Here is an 18,475-nt window from a genome sequence, read left to right on the forward strand (position 1 = left end):
GTGGGCGACCGGTTCCAGTCCTTTCGCGAGGCGCTTGCCCAAACCGGGGTGGAATCCTCTGATTTCGATCTGAACCCAGAGGTTACCCTCCCCGAGGGGCGTGCCCTGCGCCCTGCGGGGGTGCTGGCCCCGGTGGTGGATACCGGTGGGCGGCTGGAGCTGATCCTGACCAAACGGTCTTCGGCGCTGAAACATCACCCCGGGCAGATCGCCTTTCCGGGGGGCAAGCAAGATGGCGGGGATGCGGATGTCATCGCCGCCGCCCTGCGCGAAGCCCGCGAAGAGATTGGCCTGCCAAGCGATATCGTGGATGTCTTGGGCGTGCTTCCGGCTCATGAGACGGTCACCGGCTTTAGCGTGACGCCCGTGATCGGCCATGTGACGCGGGATTTCACCGTGGTGCCTGAGCCCGGTGAGGTCGAAGAGGTGTTTCGCGTGCCGCTCGACCATGTACTCGACCCCAGCAACTACCTTGTGCATTCCCGGCGTTGGCGCGGCCAGCGGCGGTATTATTACGCCGTTCCCTACGGCCCCTATTACATCTGGGGCGCGACCGCGCGTATGTTGCGGGCATGGGCGACACGAATGAACCAATGATTCCGACCGGCACGCGCTGGCTCCATGACGAAGACGCACAGCGGGTTTGCCGCGTGGTGCAGGATGGCGGGCATCCTATCTATTTCGTAGGCGGCTGCGTGCGCGATGCACTGCTGGGCTTGCCAGACAGCGACGTGGACCTTTCTACCGAAGCGACACCTGAAACGGTGATGGCGCTGGCCAAAGCCGCCGGGGTCAAGGCCGTGCCGACAGGGATCGACCATGGCACGGTGACGCTGGTCTCGGGTGGGAAACCCTTTGAGATCACCACCTTTCGCCGCGATGTAGAGACTGATGGCCGCCGGGCTGTCGTCGCCTTTTCCACCGATATCGCCGACGATGCGCGTCGCCGAGATTTCACGATGAACGCGCTCTATGCCACGCCTGAGGGCCGTGTGATCGATCCCTTGGGCGGGCTGCCCGACCTGCGCGCGCGCCGGTTGCGTTTCATCGAGGACGCAGGTCAGCGTATCCGCGAAGATTACCTGCGCACCCTGCGCTATTTCCGCTTCATGGCGTGGTATGGTGACGCAGAAGTAGGGCCAGAGCCGGAGGCGCTGAATGCCATCGCGTCGAATTTGGATGGGCTCGAGACACTCTCGGCGGAACGTGTGGGGCAGGAGGTCAAAAAACTCCTCCGCGCGCCTGATCCTGCCCCCGCACTGGCTCTGATGCGGCAAACCGGTGCTTTGCCCGTGCTTTTACCGGGGAGTGATGACCGTTGGATTTCCATGCTGGTCCATTTCGAACAGGGTCTTGGCCTTGATCCCGACTGGCTGGTGCGTCTGGCCGCGCTGGGCGGGGAGGCTGTGGCAGACCGTCTGCGGTTGAGCAAAGCTGAGGGCAAACATCTCACCCTGCTGCAAGAGCAGGGTTTCGCAGGGCCACCGTTGCCTGAGCTTGCCTATCGTCATGGGGCAGTGGTGGCCATTGGGGCGGCTTTGTTGCGGGGCTGTATGGCGGAGAACATGCCCAAAACCGCCATGTTAGAGACGATAAGAAACGCCGTCGCGGCTCGTTTTCCGGTAACGGCCAAAGACCTGATGCCCGCGTTCAAAGGCCCGGCCTTGGGCCAAGAGCTTGCCCGGCTGGAGCAGCTTTGGGTCAACTCCGGCTTCACCTTGACCCGGGCGGACCTATTGGAGCGGCGCAGCTAGGTCGACATCGCGGGAAAATTCATCTATCCAAAGCCCATTACAAGGGAGATGGGCGAAATGTACCGCGGGATCTGGTTCAGCTAAGCTGGCATAACCATTGCCCCTTTGCGGCTCTGCTCTTGGGCGATGCCGAACATTTTGCACGTCTATATTTCAAGGTCTCCCCATGTTTCGCTTTTTTGAAAACCTCGTCGATCCCTATGTCTCCTATCGCGAGAAGGATGTGCCGCCCCAAGGGCTGTGGCCCTTCCTGCGGGACTATGCGCAGCCGTTCAAAAAGGTATTCGCCCTCGCCGGACTGATGGCGATCCTCGTCGCCGGGATCGAGGTTGGGCTGATCTACTACATGGGCCGTATCGTCGATCTGCTGGGCAGCGATCCTGCGCAGATGTGGGCGGAACATGGGACCGAGCTGATCCTCGTGGCGCTGGCCGTGCTGTTGCTGCGGCCCATGGTGCAGGCGGTCGATGTGATGCTTTTGAACAATGCGATCTTGCCGAACTTCGGCACGTTGATCCGTTGGCGGGCGCATCGCCATGTCTTGCGGCAATCCGTGGGCTGGTTCGAGAATGACTTCGCCGGGCGTATCGCCAACCGGATCATGCAGACCCCACCGGCGGCGGGGGAGGTGGTCTTTCAGGTCTTTGACGCGATATCTTACTCGCTGGCCTATATGATCGGCGCGGCGATCCTGCTCTCCACCTCGGATATCCGTTTGTTAGTGCCGCTTTTGGGGTGGTTCATCCTCTATGGCGGCTTGGTCGCTTGGACGATCAATCGGGTCGGTCCTGCGTCCAAAGCGGCGTCGGACGCGCGGTCGCAGGTGACGGGGCGTGTGGTGGATGCCTATACCAATATCCATTCGGTCAAAATGTTCGCGCATCATGATCTGGAGGTCGATTTCGCGGGCGAGGCCATCGAAGAGGCGCGGCGCACGTTTCAAGGTGAGATGCGTATTTTCACCATCATGGATGTGGTGCTCACCCTTCTCAACGGCATGTTGCTCGTGGGCGTCGTCGGCTGGGCCTTGGTGTTGTGGATGGGGGCCGAGGCAAGCGTCGGTGTCGTCGCCGCTGCCGCCGCGCTGGCGCTGCGGCTCAATTCCATGACCGGCTGGATCATGTGGGCGCTGTCGAGCTTTTTCCGCGAATTGGGTGTCGTCGCCGAAGGGATGGAGACCATTGCCCAGCCCCTCGCCCTCACCGACCGCCGCGATGCGCCGCCGCTGAAGCTCACCGAAGGGCGGATCGAAATGGCGGGGCTGAGCCATCACTATGGGCGCGACAGCGGCGGGGTTCAGGACATCAATATTACCGTGCAGCCGGGCGAAAGGATTGGCCTTGTGGGCCGCTCGGGCGCGGGAAAATCGACCCTCGTGAAGCTGATACTGCGGTTCTACGACGCTGAAACCGGCGAAATCCGGATCGACGGGCAGGACATCGCGCAGGTCCGGCAAGACAGTCTGCGGCGGCATATCGGTGTGGTGCAGCAGGATTCCTCGCTGCTGCATCGCTCGGTGCGCGAGAATATCCTCTATGGCCGTCCCGACGCCAGCGAGGCCGAGATTATCGCGGCGGCGAAACAGGCGCAGGCGCATGAGTTCATCCTCGATCTGACCGACCCTGAAGGGCGCTCGGGTTATGACGCGCGTGTGGGCGAGCGGGGCGTGAAGCTGTCCGGCGGGCAGCGGCAGCGGATCACGCTGGCGCGGGTGATCCTCAAGGACGCGCCGATCTTGTTGCTGGATGAGGCGACAAGCGCGCTCGACAGTGAGGTGGAGGCGGTCATTCAGGAAACGCTCTATGGCATGATGGCGGGCAAGACCGTCATCGCCATCGCGCACAGGCTGTCGACGATTGCCGAGATGGACCGAATTTTGGTTCTGGATCAAGGTCGTATCGTCGAAGAGGGCAGCCATGACGCGCTTTTGCAGAAAGCTGGCCTATATGCAGCTTTCTGGCACCGTCAGTCGGGCGGTTTTCTCGCATTGGATGAAAAAACGTGAGCATTTCGAACTGGATCAACCCGTTTCGCCCCGCCGAGGGGCCGCCACCGCAGACCCTCTGGGCCTTCATCCGCTGGTGCCTTGCAGGAGCTTGGCCGGTTCTCTGGCTCGCCGCCTTTCTATCTGCCGCCGCTGGCGCGATGGAGGCGGGCACAGCGTGGATTTTGGGCAAGGTGATCGATGCCACGGTCAGCGCAGGGCCGGAGCGGTTTTTTGAGGGCAGCAGTCTGGTTCTGGTCTTGGGCGCGATTGCGTTTTTCCTTGTGGCGCGTCCTGTGCTGTTTGGCCTCTCCTCGGCCTCCAACGCGATCATGGTGCAACCCAATGTGAACCCGCTGGTGCTGTCGCGGCTGCACCGTTGGACATTGGGGCAGAACGTCAATTTCTTTGACGAGGATTTCGCCGGGCGCATCGCGCAAAAGCAGATGCAGGCCGCGCGGGCGGTGACGGATGTGGCCGCCGAGGTGATCAATGTGGTGGCCTTTGCGCTCGCCTCTCTCGTGGGGTCGGTCGCCTTGCTTTTGGCGATCGACTGGCGTGTGGCGGTTGGGTTTTCCGTCTGGCTGGTGATGTATCTGGCGCTGATCAACTGGTTCTTGCCGCGCGTGCGCAAACGGGCCGCGGGACGGGCCGGGGCGCGGGCGATGGTTTCGGGGCAGGTGGTTGATACGATCACCAACATCAAGACGGTGAAGCTTTTCGCCCATGCCGATCACGAAGACCGCGCGGCACTTTCCGCGATGCAGAGCTTCCGTGCCCGAGCCTTGGAGTTCGGCTATCTCGCCGCCGGGTTCCGTCTGGCGCTGATGAGCCTTGCCGGGCTTTTGCCGGTTCTGTTGCTGGGCGGGACGATCCTGCTGTGGCAGCGCGGATTGGCGAGTGAGGGCGATATCGTCGCCTCCGGCGCCATCGCGATCCGTATCGCGCAGATGACGGGCTGGGTCTCTTTCACGCTGATGGCGATCTATTCCAATATTGGCGAGGTCGAAGACGGCATGCGCACCCTGACGCCGCGCGTGCGCCTTGATGATGAGCCTGATGCGCAAAATCTGGTCGTCGGGGCCGGAGAGATCGAATTGCGCGATCTGGGCTTTGCCTATGGCCGCCAGACTGGGGGGATCGACCGCATTTCGCTGATCATCCAACCGGGTGAGAAACTGGGCATCGTCGGTGCTTCGGGGGCGGGGAAATCGACCCTCGTGGCGCTGCTCTTGCGGCTCTATGAACCGGAGCAGGGCAAGATATTGATCGACGGGGTGGATACCACGACAGTGACCCAAGAGAGCCTGCGCCGCAATATCGGCATGGTTACGCAGGAGACGGCGATGTTCAACCGCTCCGCGCGGGACAACATCCTGTATGGCCGCCCCGACGCGACTGAGGCCGAGGTCATCGCCGCCGCCGAACGGGCCGAGGCGCATGAGTTCATTCAGCAACTCGAAGATCACAAAGGTCGCCGCGGCTATGACGCGCATCTGGGCGAGCGGGGGGTGAAGCTTTCCGGCGGCCAGCGCCAGCGCATCGCTTTGGCCCGCGCGATCCTGAAAGACGCGCCGATACTGGTGTTGGACGAGGCGACGAGCGCCCTTGATAGCGAGGTGGAGGCCGCCATTCAGCAGACCCTAGATCGTGTGATGGAGGGCAAAACCGTGCTGGCCATCGCTCACCGTCTGTCGACCCTGACCGAGATGGACCGCATCGTGGTGCTGGACGCAGGCCGCATTGCCGAGATTGGCAGCCATGCCGATTTGCTTGCCCAAGACGGGCTTTATGCGCGCTATTGGCATCGGCAGTCGGGCGGGTTTCTGGATGTGAAGGCGGCGGAATAGGCTTTCCCAGTCGCCTTTGCCGCGCTATGGGCAGGCTATGACAGAACATGAAATCTTGCGTCTCGGCCACCACGGCGATGGCATCGCCGAAGGTCCGATCTTTGCCCCGATGACCCTGCCGGGGGAAACCGTCACCGGCGTTGTCGATGGGCAGCAGCTTCGCGATGTGCGGATCGTCACCCCCTCCGACCAGCGGGTCGCACCGCCCTGTCGCCATTTCAAATCCTGCGGCGGCTGCCAGTTGCAGCATGCCGCGGATGATTTCGTGGCGGCTTGGAAGGTCGATGTGGTGCGCAACGCGCTCTCGGCTCATGGGTTAGAGACAGAATTTCGCCCCATCCAAACCTCCCCCGCGCAATCGCGCCGCCGGGCGACCTTTGCCGCGCGGCGGACGAAAAAGGGCGCTATGGCGGGCTTTCATGGCCGCGCCTCTGACGTGCTGATCGAGGTGCCGGGCTGTCAGTTGGTCGATCCCGCCTTGCTGCCGGGGCTGAAGGTCGCCGAAGAACTCGCGCTGATCGGCACCAGCCGAAAGGCCGAATTGGCCGTCACGGTAACACTTTCGGAAGAGGGGCTGGACGTCTCTGTCGCCAATGGCAAACCGCTCGACGGGCCGCTGCGCCAGCAATTGGCGCAGGCTTGTGAGGCTCTGTCTCTGGCTCGGCTGACATGGGATGGCGAGGTGATCGCGATGCGCGCGCCGCCAGCGCAGCGCTTTGGCGATGCGCCGGTCACGCCGCCGCCGGGCGCCTTCCTGCAGGCCACCCGCCATGGCGAAGCAGCTTTGCTGGAGGCGGTCAGAGACGCCGTGGGCGAGGCCGAAGTCGTGGCCGATCTTTTCGCGGGCTGCGGCACCTTTGCCTTGCCCTTGGCGCAGCAGGCGCGGGTGCACGCGGTGGAAGGCGATGCCGAGATGATCGCCGCGCTGGAAGGGGGCTGGCGTCGGGCCAAGGGGGCAAAACCGCTCACCGCCGAGGCGCGCGACCTGTTTCGCCGACCGCTCCTTCCGGATGAACTGGCCAAGATCGACGCCGTGGTGCTTGATCCCCCGCGTGCCGGGGCAGAGGCGCAGGTGGCCGAGATCATCCGCGCCGAGGTGCCGCGCGTGGCCTATGTCTCCTGCAATCCGGTGAGCTTTGCCTGCGATGTGCAGAACATGGTCGCGGCAGGCTATCGGCTGGACTGGGTGCAGGTGGTCGACCAGTTCCGCTGGTCGTCCCATGTGGAACTCGCCGCCTGTCTGACCCTGTCTGAAAGCTAATCTACGGCCTCATATGACGCCGCGGATCACCGCTTTTTGAGTGAAATTAATCCCTCTCTATGGTAACGTGGATAAAAAGGCCGGAATGGCCGGGGCGTTGAGGGCACAGTGATGAAACGCAGGACGATGATACTTGGCGGCACCGCTATGGTGGCGCTTGGCGCGTGCAGTAGCAGTAAGTTCAAACGTTACACCGGTCCTGAAGTGACCTATGTGGTTGTGAACAAAAGCCAACGCCGCATGATGCTGTTGCACCATAACCGCGTGCTCGAAGATTACCGGATCAAACTGGGCTTCGCTCCGGTGGGTCACAAAGCCTTTGAGGGGGATGGCCGCACGCCCGAAGGGTTGTACCGAATCGACCGTCGAAACCCGAACAGCCGTTTCCACCTTTCCGTCGGGATCGATTACCCGAATGCGCGCGATATCGAAAACGCCCGCGCCATGGGCAAAAGCCCGGGGGGCGATATCTTTATCCACGGGCAGAAAGACCCGCGGAAGAAGGAAAAGCACGATTGGACTTGGGGCTGTATCGCGGTCACCAATAAGGAAATCGAAGATGTCTACGCGATGGTGCGCGATGGCACGCCGATCCTGATTACACCTTAAGGCTCGGCCAAAACGACACCGGCCCCCGCAGGGGCCGGATCAAACGCTCGTTCAGTGAAAGATCAGTTGCCGACGACCAGCGTCCACCAGATCTTGCCGCCGTTTTCCTGATGCCATGCGAAACCCATCTGGCGGCCATCGGGGGCCATCAAGATGCGGCGCGTGTCGGGTTGCTCCATCCATGCGGCGAGGGTCTCAAGCTCGGTCTCATAGGTTTCCGAGATCACCTCGCCGACCAGACCGCCGGTATAGCCCACGCGCTGAATGCGATCGATGGGCGAGGACCCGTCAGAGCCGAAGTGCCAAGGGCGGTTTTGCACCGACATATCGCGCGAATGGGTGGCGGCAGCGGCGTTCAGCTTGGCATCCAGCGCGAGCGGCGTCACCCCGGCAGAGCTACGCAGCGCATTGACGGAGTCGAGCATGCGGAATTGGATCGTACCCGCGTCGGAGCGGCTGATGCGGTAGGTGCCGCCAGCTTTGCCGCCGGTCGTGCTGGACGGGGTACAGGCAGATAGCGCAACCGTCAGCGCCAGTAGAATGGACAGGATACGGATCATATGAGCGCTCCACGCAATGAAGTTTTTTCTGCCTTACATCGGGGCGCGTTGCAGTTCAAACGCACATAGGCATGACTCTGCCGTGCAGCCCCGGTTTCAATTGAAACTGCGTCTTTCGAGCCATATAACTGGCATTAATTAGCATAATTTCAGTTTTGGAGACGCTCCATGTCCGCTCCCCGTTTTTCGATCAAGAGCCGCCGTGGCTTCCTTGCTGGCAGCGCCGCGATGCTCGCCACACCCGCGCTGGCGCAAAGCACCTCTTCTTTCAACTCCACCGCCACGACCGAGACGGAGCGCGACCTGACCGAAGCGGTCAAGCGCAATGTCTCAAGTTTCCGGATGCTGGATTGGCGCCCCTATTTCAGCAACACGCGCAATGGCGCGGTGCTGGTCGATATCGACAGCCGGGCGGTGCATTACTGGTCTGAGGATCAGAGCGTTTACAAACTCTACCCCTCTTCGGTGCCGCTGACCGAAGACCTCACACGCCGTGGCCGGACCCGTGTCATCAAAAAGGTCGAGGGGCCAAGCTGGCGCCCGACGCCTTCGATGCTCAAGCGCAATCCCGAATGGCCGCCTTTTGTCGGCCCCGGCCCGGACAACCCTCTGGGCACCCATGCGCTGTACCTCAGCTGGACCTACTATCGTATCCACGGAACCCACGACACAAGAAAAATTGGACGTAAGTCTTCCAATGGTTGCATCGGGCTCTATAACGAACATATCGCCGAACTTTTTGCCCTGACAAAGGTCGGCACGCAGGTGTTGCTTATTTGACGACATCCCCCTGATTCCTTGATGCAATAGCTGATTCCGGGTTTGCAAACTTTTGCCGATACTGTTTAGAACAGGATTACGAGGTAAGTCTTGGGTGCGTGTATGTATATGATACAGCACGCCTATTCTGGAGGTTATGTTATGAAGAAACTCGTTCTCGCCGCTGCTCTGTCCGCTGCTGCATCGACTGCTTTTGCTGGTTCGCTGGCCGAGCCGATCGTAGAAGCACCGGTCATCGTGGAAGAAACAACAGGTTCGTCCTCGGGCATCCTGGTTCCCCTGATCCTGCTGGCCCTGGTTGCCGCAGCTGTTGCTTCCGACTAATCGGAACTGACGATCAAACGGAAAAGGCGGTGCAATGCACCGCCTTTTTTGTTTTCTGCGTAAGGCTTTGAAAAAGGGGCCGCCGCAGCGACCCCAAGGCGGGGCTTAGTCCAGCCAACCGCCCAAGTTCTCGGTGATGATCGTGGTCAGCGTTTCGATATGCGCCGCATCGTCGTTCAGGCAGGGAATATAGGTAAAATCCTCGCCGCCTGCCTCTTCAAAGCTTTCCTTGATCTCTTCGTTGATCTCTTCCAGCGTTTCGATGCAATCGGCCGAGAAGGCAGGCGCGCAGACGGCGATGCTTTTCTTGCCCGCCTTGGCCTGACGCGCGACCTCTTCAACCGTATAGGGTTGCAGCCATTCCTCGGGGCCGAACTGCGACTGGAAGGTCGTGATGATCTCACTATCCTGCCAGCCCAAACGCTCTTTCAGCAGGCGCGTCGTTTTCTGACATTGGCAGTGGTAGGGGTCACCCTCCATCAGATAGCGCTGCGGCAGACCGTGGTAGGAACAGACCAGCAGATCGGGCTTCTTATCCTTCGCGGCATAGGCCCGCTCGACCGATTGGGCCAGCGCTTCGATATAGTCAGGCCGGTCGAAATAGGGGGCCACGGTGCGCGAAGCGGGTTGCCATTTTTCCTTTGCCAGAGCGGCAAAGAAAGCGTCATTCGCCGTCGCCGTGGTCGCCCCGGCATATTGCGGATAAAGCGGGAAAAACAGGATCTTCTGGCATCCGGCGGCGACCATCGCCTCAACCTTGGAGCGGGTCGACGGGTTGCCATAGCGCATGGCGTAGTCGACCATCACATCGGCCCCGTAGCGCGCTTCGATCGCCGCCTTGATCTTGGCGGTTTGCGATTTGGTGATCGTCGCCAGCGGGCTTTCGTTCTCGGCCTCGTTCCAGATGGATTTATAGGCCGCGCCGCTGGCAAAGGGGCGTTTCGTGAGGATCACCGTCTGCAACAGCGGTTGCCATTTCCACGGGCTGTAGTCGATCACCCGGCGGTCCGAGAGGAACTCGCTCAGGTAACGGCGCATTGACCAATAGTCATAGCCGTCCGGCGTGCCAAGGTTGGCGAGCAGAACACCAACCTTGGGACGCGGGACTTTGGGGTGATCGCCGGGGCCGTGTTCGGGCCGGGCGGCGTCGGCTTGGGCGGAGTGGGGCTGGGCTGCCTGCATGGGGGTTTCCTCGCACATGTGATCCGCGCAGAGATAGCCGCTTTGCCGATTGGGTCAATCGGGGAGGGGTTCCTCGCGACTATTCAGCGCATCTGCCAGCCGTTGCTGCGCCGATCCGGGGCGCAAAGGTTTCTGCTGGCTTTCGTCCGGTGCCCATCCGGCGAGAAAGATCATGTCGAAGGTCGCCGTGATCCGGCCCGAGGCGGCGGTGAAATGCGTGGCGTAAAGCTCGGCCGCGCGGGTCAGCACGGCGCGGCCCGTGGGGCGGCGCAGGCGGGCTTGCAGGGCGTTGGTCTCTCCCATTTCGCGCAGGTCGCGCATCAGGGCCCATGCGTCATCATATTCCACGGTCAGCGGTTGGCTATCGGCCACGGGCAGGGCCAGCCCCGCGCGTTGCAGCAGCGCGCCCAGATCGCGCAGTTCCCCCATCGGGGCGATGCGGGGCGACAGGCCGCCGGTCACTTCGGCTTCGGCCTGACCAAGGCAGGCGCGCAGCTCATGCAGGGTTTGCCCGCCAAGCGCCACGGCCTGTAACAGCCCGTCAGGGCGCAGCGCGCGGCGGCATTGGATCAACTGGCCAATGGGGTCATTCGCCCAATGCAGCCCCATGGCGTGGATTGCCAAATCATGCGCCTGCGGTTCCAGCGCCAGCACCTCGGCCTCGGGGACGATCTTGGCCTTGGGGAACGCCTCTGCCCAGACTTGGGGGAAGGCGGTCACGATGGACGGTGCGGTAAACGTTTTCTTAACCAAACTCAGCCGATCCTGAACCTCATCGGCGGCTGCCTGTTGCAGGAACATGCCCCGCGCCGTCGCGCGGGCGCGGTGCTGGGCGAGGGCCTTGGGGTCGGTCAGGGTGGGCTGTGCTGTCATGGGGAACACATAGAATGCCGCCACGGGGACTTCAAACAGCAGTGTCGCTTATCTATCCGCCGCGTTGTCTGGGCTGCGGGGGGCTTGTCGATGCGGATTTCGGCCTCTGCGGCACCTGCTGGCGCGACACGGCCTTCATCGGGGGAACGGTCTGCGATGCCTGCGGGCAGCCCCTGCAGGGCGGCGGGGATGTGGGTTCACCCCATTGTGATGCCTGTCTTGCCACGCCGCGGCCATGGGCGCAGGGGCGCACGGCGCTCATCTACCGCGATATGGGGCGCAGGCTGGTTCTGGCGCTGAAACATAGCGACCGGCAAGAGATCGCCCGCCCCGCCGCGCGCTGGATGGCGCAAGCGGCGCAGGGCATCCTGCCGCAAGAGGCGCTGATCGCGCCGGTGCCGCTGCATTGGCTGCGTTTGCTGAAACGGCGGTACAATCAATCGGCTCTGCTGGCGAAGGCGCTGTCGGCGGAAACCGGGCACCGCTGGTGTCCCGATCTGTTGCAGCGGGTCCGGCATACGCCATCGTTGGAGGGTTTGGGCCGTGCAGCCCGGTATCGCGTCTTGGAACAGGCGATCCGCGTGCATCCTCGGCGGCGGCACCGTATCATAACGCGACCGGTGATCTTGGTGGACGATGTCTTTACCTCCGGCGCCACATTGACCGCCTGCACGCAGGCTTGTCTAGCCGCCGGGTCCGGCCCCGTTTTCGTGCTGGCACTGGCGCGCGTGGCCAAAGAGACCTAGATCACTGTGCAACGTTAACTGTTCAAAGGGTGATCCTATGCAACCTGTCGAAATCTACACGTCGCCGCTCTGCGGTTTTTGTCATTCCGCCAAACGCCTGCTGACCCAAAAGGGCGCAGCCTTTGACGAGGTCGACGTGCTGTCGGAGCCAGAGCGCAAGAAAGAGATGATCCAGCGCGCAGGCGGCGCCCGGACCGTGCCGCAGATTTTCATCGGCGATGTGCATGTCGGTGGATGCGATGAGCTTTATGCGCTGGACCGTGCCGGCAAGCTGGATGCATTGCTGAGCGACAGATGAAAATCGCGCTGCTGCAACTCAACGTCTCGGACGACCCCGCCGCCAATCTGATCGAGACCCGCGCCCTGCTGGGCGAGGCGGTGGCGGGTGGGGCCGAGTTTGTCCTGACCCCCGAGGTGACGAATTGCGTCAGCACCAGCCGGTCCCATCAACAGTCGGTGCTTGCCTATGAGGAAGACGACGCCACCCTCGCGGCCCTGCGCGAAGAGGCGGCGAAGGCGGGCATCTGGCTGCTGATCGGCTCGCTCGGTCTGAAAACGCGCGGGGGCGACGGGCGCTTTGCCAACCGGTCTTTCCTGATTTCCCCGCAGGGGGAGATCGTCGCGCGTTACGACAAGATCCATATGTTCGATGTAAATATCAACGAGACCGAAAGCTACCGCGAGTCCGCGGGCTATCGCCCCGGTGACAAGGCCGTGCTGGCCGAGACGCCTTTTGGCAAGATCGGCATGTCGATCTGCTATGACATGCGTTTTCCGGCGCTCTATCAGGCGTTGGCCGAGGCGGGCGCGCGTATCCTGACCATGCCTGCGGCCTTCTCTCCGGTCACCGGGGCCGCGCATTGGCACAGTCTGCTGCGGGCCCGGGCGATCGAGAATGGCTGCTATGTGCTGGCCCCGGCCCAGACGGGCACCCATGCCAGCGCCGCGCATAAGACCCGCGACACCTATGGCCATTCGCTGGTCGTGGCCCCTTGGGGGGAGGTGGTGTTGGATGCCAGAACAGCCCCCGGCGTTTACTTTTGTGACATGGACATGGAAGAATGTGACAAGGCCCGCGCCAAAGTGCCCAGCCTTGCCAACCGCCGCCCCTTTGCCGCGCCCTGACCGGACCGAAAATGACCGACGATAAAAACACCCTTGCGATCATGTTGTTCGGAGAATTGCTGGCCGCCGACCAATCGGTGCGCAGTCGCCTGACACGGGTGCTGCCGCGGGGGATGGAGATCTCGCATTTCTCGGTGCTGAACTCGCTTTCTTGGCACGGCGGCGAACGCTCGCCCGCGCAACTGGCCGAGACCTTCAACGTCACGCGCGGGGCGATGACCAACACGCTGAGCAAACTGGAATGGGCGGGTTACGTTCATATCCGCCCTGATTGGGACGACGCGCGGCGCAAGATGGTCGCGATCAGCCCCGCCGGGCGGCAGGCGCGGGATGCAGCGGTGAATGCGATCACGCCGATGATCTCGAACGTGGTGGGGGAGCTTGGCGAAGAACAGGTTCGCGCCACGCTCCCGATCCTGCGCGCGCTCAGACGTCAGTTGAGCCAGGGTTGATGCTGGCTGTAACGTAGTTCACGCTTAGATCCCGATCCGACAGCCGCCACGACCATGCAACAGGGTTAAAGACGAAACCTTTGCGATCCACCGGCTCCAGCCCCGCGCGGCTCAGCAGGTCGAAAAGCTCATCGGGGGTGATGAACTTGTTCCAGTCATGCGTGCCCTTGGGCAGCCAGCGCATCACATGCTCGGCCCCGACAATTGCCATCATAAAGGACTTTGGATTGCGGTTCAGAGTCGAACAGATGTGTAGCCCGCCGGGTTTCAGCAGGCGGCGGCAGGCGGTCAGATAGTCGATGGGGGAGGCGACATGTTCGACCACCTCCATGTTCAGCACCACGTCGAATTTCTCACCGGCATCGGCCATGTCTTCGGCGGTGGTGTGGCGGTAGTCGATCTCTAGCCCCGATTGCTGCGCGTGAATCTGCGCCACGGGGATATTCCCCGCCGCCGCATCCGCGCCCACCACATCGGCCCCAAGCCGCGCCATCGGTTCGGACAGCAACCCGCCGCCGCAGCCGATGTCGAGGATGCGCAACCCCGCGAAGGGGGCAGGGGCCGTCAGATCGCGGTCGAACTCCCCCGCGATCTGACTGGTGATATAGTCCAACCGGCAGGGGTTCAGCATGTGCAGCGGCTTGAACTTGCCGTTCAGATCCCACCATTCGGCGGCCATGGCTTCGAATTTGGCGATCTCGGCGGGGTCGATGGTTGATTGATCCGCTTGCATTCTGATCTCCCTGTGCTCTTTTGGGTTCAATGACTATATAGGGCGGCAATGGACAAGTATCCCGACCAAAAACGCGGCGCGCCGCATCTTTATCCGCCGGTTGAGCCTTTCGACCAGCGGATGTTGTCCGTAGGGCAGGGGCATCAGGTCTATGTCGAGCAATGCGGCAACCCCGAGGGCATCCCTGTCGTGGTGCTCCACGGCGGCCCCGGCGGCGGTTGCAGCCCGGCGATGCGGCGGTATTTCGACCCTAAGGTTTACCGCGTGGTGCTGTTCGACCAGCGCGGCTGCGGGCGGTCCACCCCGCATGCCTCGGTCACGGACAACACGACATGGCATCTGGTCGCGGATATCGAGCTGATTCGCACCACGCTTGGCATCGAGAAATGGATGGTTTTCGGCGGCTCTTGGGGCGCGACGCTTTCGCTGATCTATGCCCAAGCGCACCCCGAAGCGGTGCGCCATCTGATCCTGCGCGGCGTCTTCCTGATGACGCAGGCCGAGCTTGATTGGTTCTACGGCGGTGGGGCCGGGCGTTTCTGGCCCGAACTTTGGGCGCGGTTCGTGAACCTGATCCCCGAAGATGAGCGGGACGATCTGATCGCGGCCTATCACCGGCGGCTCTTCTCGGGCGATCTGCGGGTCGAGCAGGACTATGGCCGCGCATGGGCCGCTTGGGAAAATGCGCTGGCCTCGGTACATTCCGATGGGGTGTCGCATGGCGGGCCATCGGCCTATGCGCGGGCCTTTTCGCGGCTGGAGAACCATTATTTCACCAACAATGGCTTTTTGGAGTTCGACGGTCAGATCCTCGAACATATGGGGCGGATCGCGCATATCCCGGGGGTCATCGTGCAGGGACGCTATGACATGATCTGCCCGCCTGCGGGGGCCTATGCGCTGGCCGAACGCTGGCCCAATGCCGACCTGCGGATGATCCGGGATGCGGGCCACGCCCTGTCGGAGCCGGGGATCAGTGCCGAATTGGTGCGCACGATGGATAGGATCGGACAGCGATGAGCGGGCGCAACTCTCTGCTGGATCGCCGGGCGCTTTTCACCACCGGTGCGGCGGCGGCCCTGCTGGCCGCGACAGGTGCCAGCGGCGGAGAGCCGCCCCGGCGCGGGGGCCGTTTGCGGCTGGCGCTTTCAGGTGCCACGCGAGAGGATACTTGGGTCCATGGCGAGGGGCTCTTCATGCAGGTCGCGCGGCAGGGGATGATCTTTGACACGCTGACCGAAGTCACCGGCAATGGCATCCTCAAGGGTGAGTTGGCGACCGGTTGGCAGGCCAGCGATGGCGCCCGGCAGTGGCAGTTCGATCTGCGCCCCGATGTGCGTTTTCACGACGGCAGCCCCCTGACCGCCCGGGATGTGGTGGCCAGTCTGCGCGGTCTGCTGGCGGGGGCCGAGGTCGCCGTTCAGGACGATCTGCAAGTGCAGGTCACTTTGGCGGCGGCGAATCCTGACCTGCCGCTCCTGCTGGCGCAATCGCGCTATGTGATCCGCCCCGCCCATGCGCCCGAGGCCGGGATTGGCACCGGGCTTTACCGTCTGCGGCGCTTTTCCGCCGCACGTCAGGTTTTGGCCGAACGGGTAGAGACGCATTACAAGGACGGCACCGCCGGGTGGTTCGATACGGTCGAACTGGTGTCGCTCCCCGCCCGTGAGGTGCGGGCGCAGGCACTGAGCGAAGGGCTTGTTGATGCAGCGGATTTACCCGCGCGGCCCCGTTACCGCGACCGGGGGGATGTGACCCTTCAGGCCGATAGCGCAGGCGGGGTCAGCGCGTTGTCGGGCGATCTGCGCCAGCCGCCGAACCCCGGACGCCAAGCGCCGATGGACAACCTGCGCGCGCCCGAGCGGTGGTGGTTCGGCTGAGAGGGGTTGCAGTTTCGCCGCATTCGGCCTATATCCCCTTCAACAGCGGCGCTTTCGGGTCCACACCGAAGGCTCCACCGAATTCGTGAACGGGCCGCGCGCCCGTTTTTTTGTGCCCAGTGAAAATGGATGTCTCATGTCGAATGACCTGATCGCCAAAGCCGCCATCGACCGCCGCCTGGCCGAGATCATCACCCCGGTGATCGAGGATATGGGCTTTGAACTGGTGCGCGTGCGCCTGATGTCGGGCAAATCCACCACCCTGCAAGTCATGGCCGACCGGCCCGAGGGCGGGATCGAAGTGGATGAATGCGCCAAGATCTCGCAGGCCATCGGCGCCGTGCTGGATGTCGAAGACCCGATCTTGGACGAGTATTCGCTCGAAGTGTCGAGCCCCGGCATCGACCGACCGCTGACGCGGCTCAAGGATTTCGACGCCTTCGAAGGCTATGAGGCCAAGATCGAGACGACCGAACTGATTGACGGCCGCCGCCGCTTTAAGGGTGAGCTGGCTGGCGTCGAGGGTGGCGAAGTGCTGATCAATGTCGAAGAAGGCACCATCGGATTGCAGTTCGACTGGCTCAGCGATGCCAAGCTGGTGCTGACCGACGACCTGATCAAGGAAATGCTCCGCCAGCGCAAAGCGTCTGGTGCGATCGACGAAACCGATTTTGATGATATCGAGACTGAAGAGTCTGCTGAGGGAGACACCTAATGGCCATTACATCTGCAAACCAGCTTGAGCTGTTGCAAACCGCCGAGGCGGTGGCGCGCGAGAAGATGATCGACCCCGGTCTGGTCGTCGAAGCGATGGAGGAATCCCTCGCCCGTGCCGCCAAGTCCCGCTATGGCGCCGAGATGGACATCCGGGTCGACATCGACCGCAAGACCGGCAAGGCCACCTTTACCCGCGTCCGCACCGTGGTCGAGGATGATGAGCTTGAGAACTATCAGGCCGAGTTCACCGTAGAGCAGGCCAAGCAGTACATGGCCGACCCCAAGGTTGGCGACACTTTCGTCGAGGAAGTGCCCCCGGTTGAAATGGGCCGCATCGCGGCGCAGTCGGCCAAGCAGGTCATCTTGCAAAAGGTCCGCGAAGCTGAGCGTGACCGCCAGTACGAAGAATTCAAAGACCGCGCCGGGACCATCATCAACGGTCTGGTCAAGCGCGAGGAATATGGCAACGTCATCGTCGACGTAGGCGCGGGCGAAGCGATCCTGCGCCGGAACGAGAAGATTGGCCGCGAAAGCTATCGCCCGAACGACCGCATCCGCGTCTACATCAAAGACGTGCGCCGCGAGCAGCGCGGCCCGCAGATTTTCCTGAGCCGCACCGCGCCTGAATTCATGGCCGAGTTGTTCAAGATGGAAGTGCCGGAAATCTACGACGGCATCATTGAGATCAAAGCGGTTGCCCGCGACCCCGGTTCGCGCGCCAAGATCGCCGTGATCTCGCATGACGGTTCCATCGACCCTGTCGGTGCCTGCGTCGGTATGCGCGGCAGCCGCGTGCAGGCCGTGGTGAACGAGCTTCAGGGCGAGAAGATCGACATCATTCCGTGGAACGAAGACCAGCCCACCTTCCTTGTGAACGCGCTGCAGCCTGCGGAAGTGTCGAAAGTGGTTCTCGACGAAGAAGCCGGTAAGATCGAAGTCGTCGTGCCCGAAGAGCAACTGTCGCTCGCCATTGGCCGCCGAGGTCAGAACGTGCGTCTTGCTAGCCAGTTGACCGGTCTCGACATCGACATCATGACCGAAGAGCAGGAAAGCCAGCGCCGTCAGGCCGAGTTCGAACTGCGCACCAAGCTGTTCATGGACAACCTCGATCTTGACGAATTCTTCGCCCAGCTTCTGGTTTCCGAAGGTTTCACCAACCTCGAAGAAGTGGCCTATGTCGAAGTCGACGAGCTGCTGGTCATCGACGGTGTGGACGAAGACACCGCAGGTGAGTTGCAGGCCCGCGCCCGCGACGTGCTCGAAGCGCAGAACAAAGCGGCGCTTGATAACGCCCGCGCATTGGGTGTCGAAGACAGCCTGGTTGAATTTGAGGGGCTGACCCCCCAAATGATAGAAGCGCTGGCCAAGGACGACGTCAAAACGCTGGAAGATTTCGCCACCTGTGCCGATTGGGAACTGGCTGGCGGCTGGACCACGGTCAACGGCGAGCGTGTCAAAGACGACGGCGCGCTTGAGCCCTTCAATGTGAGCCTCGAAGATGCGCAGGCCATGATCATGACCGCCCGCGTCATGTTGGGCTGGGTCGACCCGACCGAGCTTGAGGACGACGCGGAAGAAGACGACGTAGAAACAGACGGCGAAACCGCCGAGGAGGCCGAGGCCTAAGCGGGCCTCGGGGGTTGCA

The 18,475-nt window shown here is 62.4% G+C and carries 20 protein-coding genes; 16 read left to right on the forward strand and 4 right to left on the reverse strand.

Translation table 11 applies throughout. The features are described from left to right. From ACGYLQ_RS00855 to ACGYLQ_RS00880, 6 genes are all read left to right on the forward strand, one after another. A complete protein-coding gene (locus ACGYLQ_RS00855) occupies positions 1 to 597 on the forward strand; it encodes a CoA pyrophosphatase (protein WP_394439804.1) in 597 nt (198 codons plus the stop codon). Continuing rightward, positions 594 to 1,754: a CCA tRNA nucleotidyltransferase gene (locus ACGYLQ_RS00860; RefSeq protein WP_394439805.1), complete on the forward strand. Its 1,161-nt coding sequence runs from the start codon at positions 594 to 596 to the stop codon at positions 1,752 to 1,754. Before ACGYLQ_RS00855 ends, ACGYLQ_RS00860 begins: the two co-directional genes overlap by 4 nt. A gap of 166 nt (positions 1,755 to 1,920) precedes the next feature. Beyond that, the gene (locus tag ACGYLQ_RS00865) at positions 1,921 to 3,759 is read left to right on the forward strand and encodes an ABC transporter ATP-binding protein (protein ID WP_394439808.1); all 1,839 of its coding nucleotides are present in this window, start codon (positions 1,921 to 1,923) and stop codon (positions 3,757 to 3,759) included. After that, positions 3,756 to 5,588 (forward strand): ABC transporter ATP-binding protein, encoded by a 1,833-nt coding sequence (locus ACGYLQ_RS00870; RefSeq protein WP_394439809.1) that lies wholly within the window; start codon positions 3,756 to 3,758, stop codon positions 5,586 to 5,588. Before ACGYLQ_RS00865 ends, ACGYLQ_RS00870 begins: the two co-directional genes overlap by 4 nt. A gap of 37 nt (positions 5,589 to 5,625) precedes the next feature. Further along, complete coding sequence (locus ACGYLQ_RS00875; RefSeq protein WP_394439811.1) at positions 5,626 to 6,849, forward strand: class I SAM-dependent RNA methyltransferase; 1,224 nt, start codon at positions 5,626 to 5,628, stop codon at positions 6,847 to 6,849. Between the two features lie 111 nt (positions 6,850 to 6,960). Continuing rightward, positions 6,961 to 7,458, forward strand: coding sequence for a murein L,D-transpeptidase family protein (locus ACGYLQ_RS00880; protein ID WP_168612924.1), 498 nt, complete (start codon positions 6,961 to 6,963; stop codon positions 7,456 to 7,458). Positions 7,459 to 7,520: 62 nt separating this feature from the next. Here the strand turns inward: ACGYLQ_RS00880 and ACGYLQ_RS00885 are convergent, their stop codons facing one another. Continuing rightward, on the reverse strand, positions 7,521 to 8,018 hold the full coding sequence (locus tag ACGYLQ_RS00885; RefSeq protein WP_209216885.1) for a CAP domain-containing protein: 498 nt from the start codon (positions 8,016 to 8,018) through the stop codon (positions 7,521 to 7,523). Positions 8,019 to 8,186: 168 nt separating this feature from the next. Between ACGYLQ_RS00885 and ACGYLQ_RS00890 the strand changes: the two genes are divergently transcribed. Both ACGYLQ_RS00890 and ACGYLQ_RS00895 read left to right on the forward strand, forming a co-directional pair. Next, positions 8,187 to 8,798 carry a L,D-transpeptidase gene (locus ACGYLQ_RS00890; protein ID WP_394439812.1) on the forward strand — a complete coding sequence of 204 codons (612 nt, stop codon included), beginning with the start codon at positions 8,187 to 8,189 and terminating at the stop codon, positions 8,796 to 8,798. 141 nt (positions 8,799 to 8,939) lie between these two features. Then, the gene (locus ACGYLQ_RS00895; RefSeq protein WP_067261136.1) at positions 8,940 to 9,122 is read left to right on the forward strand and encodes a hypothetical protein; all 183 of its coding nucleotides are present in this window, start codon (positions 8,940 to 8,942) and stop codon (positions 9,120 to 9,122) included. A gap of 105 nt (positions 9,123 to 9,227) precedes the next feature. Here ACGYLQ_RS00895 and hemH read toward each other — a convergent pair whose 3' ends face one another. Next, on the reverse strand, positions 9,228 to 10,304 hold the full coding sequence (gene hemH, locus ACGYLQ_RS00900) for a ferrochelatase (protein ID WP_394439814.1): 1,077 nt from the start codon (positions 10,302 to 10,304) through the stop codon (positions 9,228 to 9,230). Positions 10,305 to 10,358: 54 nt separating this feature from the next. Continuing rightward, a complete protein-coding gene (locus ACGYLQ_RS00905) occupies positions 10,359 to 11,177 on the reverse strand; it encodes an SAM-dependent methyltransferase (RefSeq protein WP_394439816.1) in 819 nt (272 codons plus the stop codon). A 14-nt stretch (positions 11,178 to 11,191) separates the two neighbouring features. Between ACGYLQ_RS00905 and ACGYLQ_RS00910 the strand changes: the two genes are divergently transcribed. The 4 genes from ACGYLQ_RS00910 to ACGYLQ_RS00925 are packed head-to-tail and all read left to right on the forward strand — an operon-like array spanning position 11,192 to position 13,500. Further along, positions 11,192 to 11,923, forward strand: a complete 732-nt coding sequence (locus ACGYLQ_RS00910) for a ComF family protein (RefSeq protein WP_394439818.1) — start codon at positions 11,192 to 11,194, stop codon at positions 11,921 to 11,923. A gap of 37 nt (positions 11,924 to 11,960) precedes the next feature. Next, positions 11,961 to 12,221, forward strand: coding sequence for a glutaredoxin 3 (grxC, locus tag ACGYLQ_RS00915; RefSeq protein WP_067265371.1), 261 nt, complete (start codon positions 11,961 to 11,963; stop codon positions 12,219 to 12,221). Beyond that, a complete protein-coding gene (locus ACGYLQ_RS00920) occupies positions 12,218 to 13,048 on the forward strand; it encodes a carbon-nitrogen hydrolase family protein (RefSeq protein ID WP_394439821.1) in 831 nt (276 codons plus the stop codon). Before grxC ends, ACGYLQ_RS00920 begins: the two co-directional genes overlap by 4 nt. 11 nt (positions 13,049 to 13,059) lie before the next feature. After that, complete coding sequence (locus ACGYLQ_RS00925; RefSeq protein ID WP_067265366.1) at positions 13,060 to 13,500, forward strand: MarR family winged helix-turn-helix transcriptional regulator; 441 nt, start codon at positions 13,060 to 13,062, stop codon at positions 13,498 to 13,500. Here the strand turns inward: ACGYLQ_RS00925 and ubiG are convergent. Beyond that, complete coding sequence (ubiG, locus tag ACGYLQ_RS00930; RefSeq protein WP_394439823.1) at positions 13,475 to 14,233, reverse strand: bifunctional 2-polyprenyl-6-hydroxyphenol methylase/3-demethylubiquinol 3-O-methyltransferase UbiG; 759 nt, start codon at positions 14,231 to 14,233, stop codon at positions 13,475 to 13,477. The genes ACGYLQ_RS00925 and ubiG overlap by 26 nt on opposite strands. A gap of 48 nt (positions 14,234 to 14,281) precedes the next feature. Here ubiG and pip point away from each other — a divergent pair, with 48 nt between their 5' ends. The 4 genes from pip to nusA all read left to right on the forward strand — a co-directional run bounded on the left by pip (position 14,282) and on the right by nusA (position 18,456). Further along, on the forward strand, positions 14,282 to 15,253 hold the full coding sequence (gene pip / locus ACGYLQ_RS00935) for a prolyl aminopeptidase (protein WP_394439825.1): 972 nt from the start codon (positions 14,282 to 14,284) through the stop codon (positions 15,251 to 15,253). Further along, a complete protein-coding gene (locus ACGYLQ_RS00940) occupies positions 15,250 to 16,113 on the forward strand; it encodes an ABC transporter substrate-binding protein (protein ID WP_394439827.1) in 864 nt (287 codons plus the stop codon). The genes pip and ACGYLQ_RS00940 overlap by 4 nt, the downstream gene beginning before the upstream one ends. Positions 16,114 to 16,249: 136 nt before the next feature. After that, positions 16,250 to 16,828: a ribosome maturation factor RimP gene (gene rimP, locus ACGYLQ_RS00945; protein WP_067265355.1), complete on the forward strand. Its 579-nt coding sequence runs from the start codon at positions 16,250 to 16,252 to the stop codon at positions 16,826 to 16,828. After that, positions 16,828 to 18,456, forward strand: coding sequence for a transcription termination factor NusA (gene nusA / locus ACGYLQ_RS00950; RefSeq protein WP_394439830.1), 1,629 nt, complete (start codon positions 16,828 to 16,830; stop codon positions 18,454 to 18,456). Before rimP ends, nusA begins: the two co-directional genes overlap by 1 nt. Positions 18,457 to 18,475: the final 19 nt, after the last annotated feature.

It is taken from the genome of Sulfitobacter sp. 1A12779 (genome assembly GCF_043557315.1).
Lineage (GTDB): Bacteria > Pseudomonadota > Alphaproteobacteria > Rhodobacterales > Rhodobacteraceae > Sulfitobacter > Sulfitobacter faviae.